The organism is Pseudomonas sp. Ma2-10, from assembly GCF_054330215.1.
This window is the reverse complement of sequence record NZ_JBTEYL010000005.1, coordinates 164,968-178,613: the sequence shown is the minus strand read 5'-3', so window position 1 is coordinate 178,613 and position 13,646 is coordinate 164,968. Positions and strand designations below refer to the sequence as shown.

Below are 13,646 nucleotides of genomic sequence, written 5' to 3'. Positions count from 1 at the left end.
AGCTTGACAGCTGCTACACGCCGTCAATACACCCAGACCTCAACCCGGCGATTCTTGATTCGCCCCTCATCCGCGCTATTGGCCGCCACTGGCATCTCGGCGCCAAAACCACGAATCTCGCGAAACACCACGCCGCGTTTCACCAGTTCCCGCCGCACCGCCATGGCACGCAGTTTCGACAGCAGATCGGCCCGCGCCGGATCACTTTTGGCGTCGCCAAAACCCACCAGCGTCACCTGCCGGTTGGTTTTCTCTTGCTGCTTTATATAGTCGAACACCCGCGACAGGTCCTGTCGGGCCTTGTTATCCAGCGTCGCACTGCCTTCTTCGAAACGGAAATTCACGCTCAGGCGCTGGGCGTGACGGCTGAGTGCCTGATAACCCTCGGGCATCAATGCGTTCGGCGTGACCGTCATGGCCTGGACGGTCTGGGCGATAAAACCATTGGCCGCGACAATCGCCTGACCCTTGCTGCTTTGGGCGAACGCCACCAGTGCTTCGGCCCAGGGGTTTTCTCCTTTGGGTGGCAAGTAAAAGAACAGCCGGCGGGACAACGGATAGTCTTCCGTGGCAATCAGGCTGTTGAGCGGCAACATGGCTTGGGATTGGCCGTCGGCAATCGCCACGGCTTTGGCCTGACGCACGTAAGGCAGGCCGATGAAACCGATGCCTTGCGGGTCGAGGCTGACCGCGTCGGACAGTTGCTCGCTGGATTCGAACCGTTTCGCAGCGCTGCTCAGCGTTTTCCCACGATGGCTGAGGACCAATTCCTTGAACGTGTCATACGTGCCTGATTGGTCATCCCGCGCATAGAGATGAATCGTCCCGCCGGTGCTGCCGAGTTCTTCCCAGGTTTTTGCCTCGCCGCTGAAGATTCGCGCCAGTTGTTCGGTGTTCAGTTCATTCAACGGATTTTGCGGATGAAGGATGATCGCCAGGCCGTCGATGGCGATGACCTGCTCGGCGCCGGCGCTTTTAAAATCGCCCAAGCGTGCAAGGTCTGTCCGTTCGCTGTCCTTGATCGGGCGCGAGGAGGCGGCGAGGTCGGCGGTGGCGGTTTTCAGGGCGGTGAAACCGGTGCTGGAACCGTGGGCCGCGACGTCCACCGCGACCCGGCGGCCCTGAACGGTTTCGCCGATGACGCGAAGTTCGTTGGCGTGGTCCGGGACCTCGCGGTGAATCTTGAGCAGACCCTGTTCGCGCATCAACCCCTCAACCAACGCCGGGCCCAATGCCGCACCAATGGTGTTTGAGCCCTGGATGCGCAGCACCGGGCCAGAATCGGGCGTGGGCAACTCGCCAGCCGAAGCCGTTAGCGGCAGCCAGGCGCACAGCATCAACAGGAACAACACGCGCAGCGTCATGCCGGCACCTTATAAGCCAAAGGAAGTGCCGAGAGAATAAGACAGTAAGGTTTCTGAAAAATGACAGGGTGATTGATCGTTCCCACACAGAGCGTGGGAACGATCCAGGCCGGATCAGCTCAGTTCAAGCCAGATCGGCGCGTGATCCGACGGTTTTTCCATCCCGCGCAGTTCGTAATCCACCCCCGCATCCTTCACGCGTGGCAACAACCCGTGGGACGCCATGATCAAATCAATCCGCAGGCCACGCTTGGGCTCATCCTCAAAACCGCGGCTACGGTAGTCGAACCAGCTGAAACGGTCGGCCACCTCGGGGTTCAAGTGACGGAAGCTGTCCACCAGGCCCCAGTTCTTCAAGCGGGCCATCCACTCGCGTTCTTCCGGCAGGAAGCTGCATTTACCGGTTTTCAGCCAGCGTTTCATGTTGTCCGGGCCGATACCGATGTCGCAGTCTTCCGGGGAAATGTTCACGTCGCCCATCACCACCACCGGCTGATCGTTGCTGAACTGGCTTTCCAGCAATTGCTGCAGATCGTTGTAAAAGCGTTTTTTGGCCGGGAATTTGGTCGGGTGATCACGGCTTTCGCCCTGTGGGAAATAGCCGTTCATGATGGTCACCGGCACACCATTGGCGTCGGCGAACGTGCCCCAGATGAAGCGGCGCTGAGCGTCTTCTTCGTCGGTGGCGAAACCTTTGTGCAGCGCGATAGGTTCCTGACGCGAGAGCAGGGCCACGCCGTAATGACCTTTTTGGCCATGGAAATACACGTGATAGCCCAGCGCCTGAACATCGGCCAGCGGGAATTGGTCGTCGTGAACCTTGGTTTCCTGCAGTCCGATGACATCGGGCTGATGCTTTTCAATCAGCGCCGCCAGCTGATGGGGGCGAGCGCGCAGCCCGTTGATGTTGAAGGAGACGATCTTCATGGTCGGCAGTCCTGGCAAAAGGGCGATGCTAGCTGACATGTAGGATCGGGGCCAGTGTGGCAGTAGTCCAGATGCGCTGCTAATGTCTGGTGGCGTGGGAACGATCGCGACCGCGCAAGGCTCGTACCAATAAGAACGAGGCCTTTTGAGCCTCGCCCCGGGGAGAAATACCGTTATGCCCGAAACCTCGACCGCCATCGCCGATATTCACATGCTCGACAACGGCTATTCCCGCGAAGCACGTTCGCTGTTGTACCAGGCTTACCGGCATGAGCCGACGTTCGGCTACCTGTTCGAAGCGGAGCGTCCCGGTTATGAACAGCGGGTCCGTGCCACCGTGCGCGAACTGGTCAAGCAACACTTCCTACAGGACTTGCCGGCCATCGGCCTGCTAGTCAACGACCGGTTGATCGGCATCGCGCTGATCGCGCCGCCGCAACGCCGTCTGGGCATCACCGAGAGTTGGGCCTGGCGTCTGCGCATGGTGCTCAGCACCGGTTTTCGTTGTACCCGACGCTATCTTGAGTATCACGATGCCGTGATGGCTTGCGTGCCGTCCGACTCGGTGCACCTGCTGCCGTTGCTGGGGGTTCATCCACAATTCCAGGGCAAGCACTTTGGCGAACAATTGCTGCAAGCGGTGCACAACTGGTGCGCGGTGGATGAGCACTCCGAGGGCGTGATCCTCGACACGGGGAATCCTCGCTATCTGGAGTTCTATAAGCGCCAAGGCTATGAGGAAATCGGTGAGGTTGCCGTAGGACCGATTCGCGAGCACGTGTTTTTCCACGCCAATCCGCAGGTGTTACAAACGACAACCACATAAAGTTAGAACGTTCACCGCACGCCAGGCTCTATCACGTTCCCACGCTCGTGATAGCATCCGCGCCTATGAAGTTTCCAGGAAGAATTACCAGTGGCGTGCTGATGCTGATTACCAGCTGCGCGGCGCTGGCGCAAAGTGAATTGGATGTGCGGATCAAACCGTCCAACGATGAACTGAAAGCCAATATAGAGGGCTATATCGGCAGCCTCGGCGATCGAGACGAAGAAGCCTTGCTGCGCTTCAGTCGTGGCGCCGAAGAACAGGCACGCAAGGCCTCCCAGGCCTTGGGTTATTACCAGCCGCAAATAGACACGGATGTGAAGGGCGGCAAAACACCGCGTCTGGTGCTGAATATCGATCCTGGCGAGCCGGTGCATTTGCGCAACGTCACAATTCGCATCGACGGCCCGGCCGACGCCCTCAAAGCCTTCCGTGTACCTAAAAGCAATGCGCTGAAAACCGGCGCAGTGCTCAACCATGGTCATTACGAAGACGCCAAGCGCCTTATTCAGAACCAGGCCTCGCGCTATGGTTTTTTCAGTGGTTACTTCGCCAGCCAGAAACTATTGGTCGATCCGCGAGCCGGCGTCGCAGACATCGAATTGATCTACAACAGCGGCCCACGTTATTCACTGGGCAAGGTCAGTTTTGAGGGTGATTCGCCGTTCGACGAAGACCTGTTGCGGCGCATGGTGCCATTCAAAGCGGGTGCACCTTATGACTCCGAACTGATCGCCGAGCTCAATCAAGCCATGCAATCGAGCGGCTATTTCGAAAGCGTGCGGGTGGATGCGGCGCCGACGGCGTCCAAGAACGACGTGATCCCGGTGGAGGTCAAACTCGAAACGCGCAAACCACGGACCTTGGGTCTGGGACTGGGTTATTCCACCGACGTCGGCCCTCGGGTCAAGGCCAACTGGACCCGGCACTGGGTCAACCCTCAGGGGCACAGCTATGGCTGGGAGACCGAAATCTCGGCGCCCCGGCAAAACGTCGGTGTGTTCTACGACATTCCCCTGGACCCGCCGCTGACCGACAAGCTGCGGTTCTCCGGTGGCTATCAAAATGAAGAAATCGCCGACAAGGACTCCCTCAGCAAACTGCTGACCATCGGCCCCGAGTGGCACAGTAAGCTGCCCAGCGGTTGGCAGCGGGTGGTGTCGCTCAAATGGCAGCACGAGGAATACAGGCTCGGCGACGACTCGGGGCTCAGCACGTTGCTGATGCCTGGCGTCAGCTATTCCTTTCTTAAAAGTGATAACCGCATCGACCCGCACAACGGTTATCGCCTGGCATTCGAGAGCAAAGTGGCCAAGGAAGGTTTGGGGTCCGACACCAATCTGCTTTACGGCACCGCGCTGGTGAAAGGATTGACCACGGTCTTCGATAAACACCGCTTTCTTGGGCGGGTGCAGGTCGGCGGCAGCGCCACCAACGGTTACAAATCGGTACCGCCGTCGTTGCGCTTCTTCGCCGGTGGCGATCAGAGCGTGCGCGGTTACGACTACCAGAGCCTGTCCCCGGAAAACTCCGAGGGCGACCGCATTGGTGGCCGCTACATGATCGCCGGCAGTGTTGAGTATCAGTACTCCATCGCCGAAAAATGGCGGGTCGCGACCTTCATCGACCAAGGCAACTCCTTCAATACCCTTGAACTGCCGGCCCTCAAGACTGGCGTCGGCATCGGTGTGCGCTGGGTTTCTCCGGTAGGGCCGATACGCCTCGACCTGGCCCATGCGATGGACGACGACGGCGGCATTCGACTGCACTTTTCCATGGGGCCTGAGCTGTGAATCGTGGTTTTAAAATAACGCTACTGGCGATTCTGGCGCTGCTGATGCTGGTCGTTTTGACCGTGGCCACCGTGCTGGGTACGGCGACGGGCAGTCGTTGGGCGCTCGGCTTTGTCCCGGGTTTGACCGTCGAGAACTTTCAGGGGCGTTTGGGGGGGCAGTGGAGTGCCGACCATGTGCTGTGGCAGCAGGACAGCAGTCGGGTTGAGCTGAACAAGGTGATGTTCGCCTGGTCACCGCGGTGTCTGACGCGCATGACTCTGTGCATCGAGCAATTGAAAGCCGATCAGGTCAGCCTGCAACTTCCGCCCGCAACGGACGAAGAAAGCAGCGGACCGATCAGTCTCCCGGATTTGAAATTGCCCTTGGCCATCGAGCTGGGCGATGTCCAGGTCGCCAGCCTGCTGTTCAACGGCAGCGAAGAACTCAAGGGTTTGCAACTGGCGGCGCACTGGACGGCCAGCGGCTTGCAGATCGATTCCGTTCATTTGCAAAGGGATGACCTGAGCCTGAATCTTTCAGGGCTGCTGCAACCCAGTGGTAACTGGCCGCTCAAGGCACAAGGCAAACTGACCCTGCCAGCCCCCGGCACCGGGCCTTGGACGCTGGCCCTGGAGGTCGACGGCGATCTGCTGAAAACCCTGAACCTGAAAGCCGACAGCAGCGGTTACCTCAACGGACAATTGACCGGCGAACTGCAACCGCTGGTAGACAACCTGCCGGCCAAGGTACGGATCACCGCTGACGGCTTCAAGCCTAGCGCCGATCTGCCGGACACTCTGCAACTCAACCAACTGGAACTCACCGGCGACGGCGACCTGAAGAACGGTTACCAGTTGCTCGGCAAAGCCACGTTGCCCGCAGAACTTGGCCCGGTCGCGTTGTTGCTGCAAGGCAAGGTCGACGCCAACGGCGCTCAGATCGCCGGGCTGGACCTCACGGCCAACGACAAGCAAAGCCTAAAACTCATCGGCAACCTCGACTGGAGCAAAGGCCTGAGCGCCGATGCAAAAATCAACTGGCTGGATTTCCCGTGGCATCGCCTCTACCCACTGATCGACGAGCCCGAAGTGGCATTGCGCAGCTTCAACGGCGAAGTCTCCTACACCGACGGCCAGTACATGGGTCACTTCAACGCCGCACTCGACGGCCCGGCCGGGGCGTTCAGCCTGACCAGCCCGTTCAGCGGCGACCTGACGAAAATCTACCTGCAACAAATTCAACTCGAAGCCGGGCAGGGCAAGGCCGAAGGGCACCTGAACCTGCAATTCGCCGACGGCATTGCCTGGGACACGGCGCTGGACCTGTCGGCGATCAACCCGGCGTACTGGGTGGCGGAGTTGCCGGGGATCCTGGCCGGACCGTTGCGCAGCAAGGGCGAGATGAAGAATGAAAAACTCAGCCTGACCGCTGATCTGGACTTGAAAGGCAAACTGCGCGGCCAACCGGCAGTGATCCAGGCCAAAGCCGATGGTGGTGGCGAGCAATGGAATCTCAGCGCGTTGCAAATTCGCCTCGGCGACAACAGCATCAACGGCAAGGGCAGTCTGCAACAGACGCTCGCCGGTCAGATCGATATCAAGTTGCCGCGTCTGGCTCAGCTGTGGCCGCAACTGCGCGGTCAGGTCAATGGTCGCGTCGATGTCGCCGGGACGCTCGAGGCGCCGCAAGGCAAGCTCAGGCTGCAAGGTAAACAACTGGCGTTCGAAGACAATCGCCTGCAAAGCCTTAATCTGGACGCCATCCTCGACAGCGCGCAACGGGCCAAAATCGACCTCAAAGGGAGCGGCATCCAGGCCGCAGAGACGTCACTGGGGACGCTGACCGCCAGCGGCCAGGGCGATATCAAACACCAGAAACTCATCCTCGACCTGCAAGGGCCGAAGCTGAAACTCGCGCTCGGCCTCGACGGCAATCTGGACAAAGGCAATTGGCGTGGGCGCCTGGCCAGCGGTGATATCCAGGCCGGCGGTCAAGACTGGAGGCTGCAAGGTCCGGCAAAGCTTGAACGGCTGGCGGACGGCAAGATCAATTTTGGCGCCCACTGCTGGACGTCCGGCCCGGCCAGCCTGTGCGGTGAGGATCAGCGCCTGATGCCTGAGCCGAGCCTGCGTTATCACCTCAAGCAATTCCCGATCGACAGCCTGGCGCAGTGGTTGCCCAAGGATTTCGCCTGGAAGGGCCGGCTCAACGCCGACCTGCGACTGGACCTGCCGGCCAGCGGCCCGAACGGTCAGATCAGTGTCGATGCCAGCGGCGGCACGTTGCGCATCAGGGAGAAGGACCGGTGGCTGGACTTCCCCTACCAGACCCTGAAACTGAACAGCAAGCTCACGCCCAAGCGCATCGACACTGACCTCAATTTCGTCGGCGGCAAGCTCGGTGAGCTTGTTCTCCAGGCGCAGATCAATCCGTTGCCGAAGAGCAAACCACTGACCGGCTCGTACCGCCTGAGTGGTCTGGATCTGTCGGTGGCGCGGCCATTCGTGCCGATGGTCAAGAAACTGACCGGGCGTTTGAATGGCAGCGGCACGCTCGCAGGTACGCTGCTGGCGCCGCAGGTTAACGGCAATCTGTTGCTCAGCGACGGCGAGATTTCCGGCCCTGAACTGCCGATGGACCTTCAAGCGCTGCAACTTCAGGCCATGATTGCCGGCGAAAGCGTGCAATTGAACGGCGGCTGGAAAAGTGGCAAGACCGGGCAGGGCACCTTGAGCGGCAACATCGCCTGGGGTCAGGCGCTGGTGGTGGAACTGGCGCTCAAAGGCACGCAGTTGCCCGTCACCGTCGAGCCCTACGCCACGCTGGAAATGGCGCCGGACCTGAAGATTTCGATGAAGGACGACAAACTGACGATCGCCGGCAAGGTGCTGGTGCCAAAAGGCGAGATCACCGTGCGCGAGTTGCCGGCGTCGACGGTCAAGGTGTCTGATGACACGGTGATCGTCGGCCAGCAGACCGAACAGGGCAAACCCCCGATGGCCATGGGGATGGACATCGATGTGGTGGTCGGTCAGGACAAACTCAGCTTTGCCGGGTTTGGCCTGACCGCCAACCTGCAAGGTCATGTGCACATCGGTGACAACATGGACGCTCGCGGTGAGCTCTGGCTCAACGATGGACGTTATCGCGCCTACGGTCAGCGATTGACGGTGCGTCGGGCGCGTTTGTTGTTTGCCGGCCCGATCGATCAGCCGTATCTGGACATCGAAGCGATTCGCCAGACCGACGACGTGATCGCCGGCATTCGCCTGAGCGGCAGCGCCGAGCAGCCGACCACACAGATCTTCTCCGAGCCGGCCATGAGTCAGGAGCAGGCGTTGTCCTATCTGGTGCTGGGGCGTCCGCTGAGCACCAGCGGTGAGGACAACAATCTGCTCGCCCAAGCCGCGCTGGGGTTGGGGTTGATGGGCAGCTCGGGGGTGACCAGCGGGTTGGCCAAGAACCTGGGGATTCAGGACTTCCAGCTCGACACCCAAGGCAGCGGCACCGCAACCAGCGTAGTGGCCAGCGGAAATATCTCCGAGAAGCTCAGCCTGCGTTATGGCGTTGGCGTGTTCGAGCCGGCCAGCACCATTGCCTTGCGTTACAAGCTGAGCAAAAAGGTCTACCTCNGCAACCAGCGTAGTGGCCAGCGGAAATATCTCCGAGAAGCTCAGCCTGCGTTATGGCGTTGGCGTGTTCGAGCCGGCCAGCACCATTGCCTTGCGTTACAAGCTGAGCAAAAAGGTCTACCTCGAAGCGGCGGGCGGCGTGGCCAGTTCGCTGGACATCTTCTACAAGCGGGATTTCTAAACTCGCGCCCCTCCCAAGCCGAGTCGCGCCCACAAGGATCACCTTGAGCCTTGTGGGCGCGACCACTGGCAAGCCCATGGTCAACTAAATAGCAAGCGAGCTAACTATTGCGTTGACATTCGCTGCCTAAGCAGTAACATCTCGACATACATTCTCTGCCTAGGCAGCTAATCGGTGGACAGATGAAACATTTCACCCCAGATGCATTCCACACTTGCCATCTCGGCCTCCTGCTCGGGCGCGCAGCGTTGCTCAAGGACCGGATCATCGACACGCATATGGAACCCCACGGCATCACCGCCGCGCAGTTCAAAGTGCTGATCATCATGGCCCAGTTCGGCGTCGATACGCCGGCCGAGCTGTGCCGTCATCTGTCGCTGGACAGCGGTTCGATGACCCGCATGCTCGATCGTCTGGAACACAAAGGCTTCCTCGCCCGCCAACGCTGCGAAGCGGATCGCCGTCAGGTTCAGTTGGTGCTGACCGAGCAAGGCCAGCAGTTGACTGACCGCCTGCCGGAGATCGGCGCCGACGCCATGAATGAACTGGCCGGCGCGCTCACCCCTGAAGAGCTGAAAACCCTCGAACAGATCCTGAAGAAAATTTTGGTGGCGGCCGGTGACTCGATCACCCTGCTGCGGGTAGGTGACAAATGAGCAGTAAAACCCTGCGTACTGGCCTGAGCCTAGTGCTGGCGGCCATGACCCTGGCCGGTTGCGCCAGCTACAGCGGCCTGACCACCGAGGGCGTCAGCCTCGATGCGCAGAACCTCAAGGCCGGGCAATCCCTCAGCGGCGTGACCCTGTCGCCCGCGGCCTGGCCGAAAAGCGACTGGTGGAAAAGCCTCGGCGACCCACAACTCGACGGCTTGATCCGCGAAGCCCTGCGCGACAGCCCCGACATGCAAATCGCCGACGCCCGTGCTCACCAGGCCAGTGCCGCCGCTTATGCAGCGGATGCCGCTCGCCTGCCGACCCTCGATGCCAGCGCTGGCGTCAGCCGCTCGCGTCTGGCCCGGGATCAGGACCCGAGCGGGCAGGGCGGCACGTACTCCACCGTGCGCAACATCAGCGCCAGTTTCAATTACAACTTTGACCTCTGGGGCGGTCAGCGTGATGCCTGGGAAGCCGCACTGGGCCAAGCCCGTGCTGCTGAAGTCGACCAACAAGCCGCTCAGTTAACCTTGTCCGCCGACGTCGCTCGCGCCTACAGCGATCTGGGTCATGCACACATCGTCTACGACCTGGCCAGTGAAGACCTCAAGCGCACCAAGCAAATGCTCGACCTGAGCCAGCGTCGCCTGAGTTCGGGGATCGACAGCCAGTACCAGTTTCAGCAGACCGAAAGCCTGGAAGCCACCTCCGAAGCCAGCCTGATCGACGCCGAAAAACGCCTGCAAAGCGCGAAAATCGCGTTAGCCGTCTTGCTCGGTAAAGGCCCTGATCGCGGCAATCAAATCGCCCGGCCGAAAATCCTTCAGGCCAGCGCCGTCGCGTTGCCATCGGTGCTGCCGGCCGAGTTGTTGGGTCGTCGTCCAGACCTGGTGGCCGGCCGTTGGCGGGTCGAGGCCGCGAGCAAGAACATCGACGCCGGCAAAACCCGCTTCTACCCCAACCTCAACCTGAGCGCGGCGGCCGGTGCCGAGTCGTTGCTGGGTGATGCGATGTTCGGTTCGGCCAGTCGTTTCTTCAACATTGCGCCGACGATCTCAGTGCCGATTTTCGACGGCGGTCGCCTGCGCGCCGACCTTGATTCCCGCGACGCCGATTACGACCTCGCGGTGGCGCAGTACAACAAAAGCCTGGTGAAAGCCCTGGGGGATGTCAGCGACACCCTCAACCAGTTGCGCGATATCGGCCGGCAGATCGGCGCCCAGCAGCACGCCACCGACATTGCCCAGGATTCGTACAACACCGTGGTCCAGCGGTACGGCTCCGGCATCGGCAATTACCTGGACGTGCTCAGCATCGAGCAGCAATTGCTCCAGGCCCAGCGTCAGTTGGCCAATCTGAATGCCGAGCAGATCGACCTGTCGATCCAACTGATGCAGGCGCTGGGCGGCGGCTTCCAGGGCGAAACCCTGACCGCAGCCAACGCAACCCCAGCCACGCAGCACAACTAATTCAAGGTACTTGTCATGGCCACTGCCGATAAAACCCAATCCTCTGACAACGCTCAAGACACCAGCAATCCGCGCAAACGCAAAGTCATGCTGGTGCTGCTGGCGATCGTGGTGCTCCTCGCCGGTGTCGGCGTCTGGGGTTATCACCAGCTCTACGGTCGCTGGAACGAAAGCACCGACGATGCCTATGTGAGCGGCAACGTGGTGGAAATCACTCCGTTGGTCACCGGTACCGTGGTCAGCATTGGTGCCGACGATGGCGACCTGGTTCACGAAGGCCAGGTGCTGATCAACTTCGACCCGAACGACGCCCAAGTCGGTCTGCAAAGTGCCCAGGCCAACCTGGCCCGCACCGTGCGTCAGGTTCGTGGCTTGTACAGCAACGTCGACGGCATGAAAGCCCAGGTCAACGCTCAACAAGCTGAAGTGCAAAAGGCTCAGGACAACTTCAATCGCCGGAAAAACCTTGCCGCTGGCGGCGCGATTTCCCAGGAAGAACTGTCCCATGCTCGCGACGACCTGACCTCGGCGAAAAACGCCCTGGCCAACGCCAAACAGCAATTGAAAACCGCCAGTGCGCTTGTGGACGACACCGTGGTTTCGTCGCACCCGGACGTGATGTCCGCTGCCGCGCAACTGCGTCAGGCTTACCTGAATAACTCACGCAGCACGTTGATCGCGCCGGTCACCGGTTATGTCGCCAAGCGTTCCGTGCAACTGGGCCAACGCGTCCAGCCGGGCACCGCATTGATGGCGGTCATTCCGTTGGATCAGCTGTGGATCGACGCCAACTTCAAGGAAACCCAGCTGCGTGACATGCGCATCGGTCAGCCAGTGGAGATCGAAGCCGACCTCTACGGCAGCGACGTGAAATACAGCGGCACCATCGACAGCCTCGGCGCCGGCACCGGCAGCGCGTTTGCCTTGCTGCCCGCGCAGAACGCCACGGGTAACTGGATCAAGATCGTCCAGCGTGTGCCCGTGCGGATTCACATCAATGCCGAAGAACTGGCCAAGCACCCGTTGCGGGTCGGACTGTCGACTCAGGTCGATGTGAGCCTGCGTGACCAGAGCGGCCCGGTGCTGGCGCAACAGCCGCCGCAAAAGGCCTCGTTCAGCACCAATGTCTATGACCGTCAGTTGGTTGAGGCCGACGCGATGATCACTCAGTTGATCCACGACAACAGCGCCGCGGTCAGCAAAACCGTTCAACGCTGATTCGCCAATCCCTCAGCGGCGCCCGTGAAAAGGCGCCGCGCCCGCCGAGTTCCAAAGGATTCGCGATGAGCAATAACGCCTCTTTTACGCCGCCCAGCCTGTTGCTTAGCACTATCGGCCTGTCGCTGGCGACCTTCATGCAAGTGCTCGACACCACCATCGCCAACGTGGCGCTGCCGACCATTTCCGGCAACCTCGGCGTGAGTTCGGAGCAGGGCACGTGGGTGATCACGTCGTTCGCGGTGAGCAACGCTATCGCGCTGCCGCTGACCGGTTGGCTCAGCCGGCGCTTCGGCGAGGTGAAGCTGTTTCTGTGGGCGACGATTCTGTTCGTATTGGCCTCATTTCTTTGCGGTATCTCGACCTCGATGCCGGAGCTGATTGGCTTTCGGGTGCTTCAAGGTCTGGTGGCCGGTCCCCTCTACCCGATGACTCAAACGCTGCTGATTGCCGTCTATCCGCCTGCCAGGCGCGGCATGGCCCTGGCGTTACTGGCGATGGTCACGGTGGTGGCGCCGATTGCCGGTCCCATCCTTGGTGGCTGGATTACCGACAGCTATAGCTGGCCGTGGATTTTCTTTATCAACGTACCGATTGGTGTTTTCGCGGTGATGGTGGTGCGCCAGCAACTCAAGGCGCGGCCGGTGGAAACCAGTTACCAGCCGATGGATTACGTCGGTTTGATCAGCCTGATCATTGGCGTCGGCGCCTTGCAGGTGATCCTCGACAAGGGCAACGACCTGGATTGGTTTGAGTCGAACTTCATCCTCATTGGTGCAGCCATTTCGGTGATTGCGCTGGCGGTGTTCGTGATCTGGGAAATGACCGATAAGCATCCGGTGGTCAATTTGCGGCTGTTCGCTTACCGCAACTTTCGAATCGGCACCATCGTGTTGGTGTTGGGTTACGCCGGGTTCTTCGGGATCAACCTGATTCTGCCGCAATGGCTACAAACCCAGATGGGCTATACCGCCACCTGGGCGGGGCTGGCGGTGGCGCCCATCGGCATTCTGCCGGTGTTGATGTCGCCGTTTGTCGGCAAATACGCACACAAAGTCGACCTGCGGCTATTGGCCGGTCTGGCGTTCCTGGCGATAGGCCTGAGCTGCTTCATGCGTGCCGGGTTTACCAATGAAGTGGACTTCCAGCACATCGCCCTGGTACAGCTGTTCATGGGCATTGGCGTGGCGCTGTTCTTCATGCCGACCTTGAGCATTTTGATGTCGGACCTGCCGCCGAACCAGATCGCCGATGGCGCGGGCCTGGCGACGTTCCTGCGCACATTGGGCGGTAGCTTTGCGGCGTCGTTGACGACGTGGATCTGGATTCGCCGGGCCGATCAGCACCACGCCTATATGAGCGAAAGCATCAGCACCTATGAGCCAGCTACCCGCGAGGCGCTGAACAGCCTGGGCGGGGCGAGCAGTCCGGCGTATGCGCAACTGGATCATGTGCTGACCAGTCAGGCGTACATGCTCTCCACCGTGGATTACTTCACGTTGCTGGGGTGGGCATTCATGGGCTTGATTGTGCTGGTGTGGCTGGCGAAACCGCCGTTCTCGGCGAAGGCAGGGCCTGCGGCCTCCGGCCATTGAGTCAAC

At 60.5% G+C, this 13,646-nt stretch carries 9 protein-coding genes and 1 pseudogene; 8 read left to right on the top strand and 2 right to left on the bottom strand.

The genetic code is table 11. The annotated features are described in order from the left end of the window. Positions 1-23 precede the first annotated feature (23 nt). Together ACXPVS_RS09490 and xthA are read right to left on the bottom strand one after the other, a co-directional pair. Positions 24-1,364 carry a substrate-binding domain-containing protein gene (locus ACXPVS_RS09490; RefSeq protein ID WP_458509691.1) on the bottom strand — a complete coding sequence of 447 codons (1,341 nt, stop codon included), beginning with the start codon at positions 1,362-1,364 and terminating at the stop codon, positions 24-26. A 114-nt stretch (positions 1,365-1,478) separates the two neighbouring features. Beyond that, complete coding sequence (xthA, locus tag ACXPVS_RS09485) at positions 1,479-2,291, bottom strand: exodeoxyribonuclease III (protein ID WP_458509690.1); 813 nt, start codon at positions 2,289-2,291, stop codon at positions 1,479-1,481. A gap of 175 nt (positions 2,292-2,466) precedes the next feature. On the opposite strand from xthA, the gene ACXPVS_RS09480 reads away from it, so the two are divergent. From ACXPVS_RS09480 to ACXPVS_RS09445, 8 genes and pseudogenes are all read left to right on the top strand, one after another. Next, entirely contained in the window at positions 2,467-3,117 is a 651-nt protein-coding gene (locus ACXPVS_RS09480; RefSeq protein ID WP_458509689.1) for a GNAT family N-acetyltransferase, read from the top strand. A gap of 65 nt (positions 3,118-3,182) precedes the next feature. Continuing rightward, complete coding sequence (locus ACXPVS_RS09475) at positions 3,183-4,910, top strand: autotransporter assembly complex protein TamA (protein ID WP_458509688.1); 1,728 nt, start codon at positions 3,183-3,185, stop codon at positions 4,908-4,910. Then, positions 4,907-8,524: pseudogene (locus ACXPVS_RS09470) on the top strand (translocation/assembly module TamB domain-containing protein); the annotation flags it as partial. The gene ACXPVS_RS09475 and the pseudogene ACXPVS_RS09470, both read left to right, overlap by 4 nt. 1 nt (position 8,525) lies before the next feature. Beyond that, the coding region (locus ACXPVS_RS09465) for a translocation/assembly module TamB domain-containing protein (RefSeq protein WP_458509687.1) at positions 8,526-8,705 on the top strand (180 nt) is incomplete at its 5' end. Positions 8,706-8,887: 182 nt separating this feature from the next. Beyond that, positions 8,888-9,361: a MarR family winged helix-turn-helix transcriptional regulator gene (locus tag ACXPVS_RS09460; protein WP_458509686.1), complete on the top strand. Its 474-nt coding sequence runs from the start codon at positions 8,888-8,890 to the stop codon at positions 9,359-9,361. Beyond that, positions 9,358-10,827 carry an efflux transporter outer membrane subunit gene (locus ACXPVS_RS09455; RefSeq protein ID WP_458509685.1) on the top strand — a complete coding sequence of 490 codons (1,470 nt, stop codon included), beginning with the start codon at positions 9,358-9,360 and terminating at the stop codon, positions 10,825-10,827. The genes ACXPVS_RS09460 and ACXPVS_RS09455 overlap by 4 nt, the downstream gene beginning before the upstream one ends. A gap of 15 nt (positions 10,828-10,842) precedes the next feature. Next, on the top strand, positions 10,843-12,045 hold the full coding sequence (locus ACXPVS_RS09450; RefSeq protein WP_458509684.1) for an HlyD family secretion protein: 1,203 nt from the start codon (positions 10,843-10,845) through the stop codon (positions 12,043-12,045). Between the two features lie 65 nt (positions 12,046-12,110). Next, positions 12,111-13,640: a DHA2 family efflux MFS transporter permease subunit gene (locus tag ACXPVS_RS09445; protein ID WP_458509683.1), complete on the top strand. Its 1,530-nt coding sequence runs from the start codon at positions 12,111-12,113 to the stop codon at positions 13,638-13,640. Positions 13,641-13,646 lie beyond the last annotated feature (6 nt).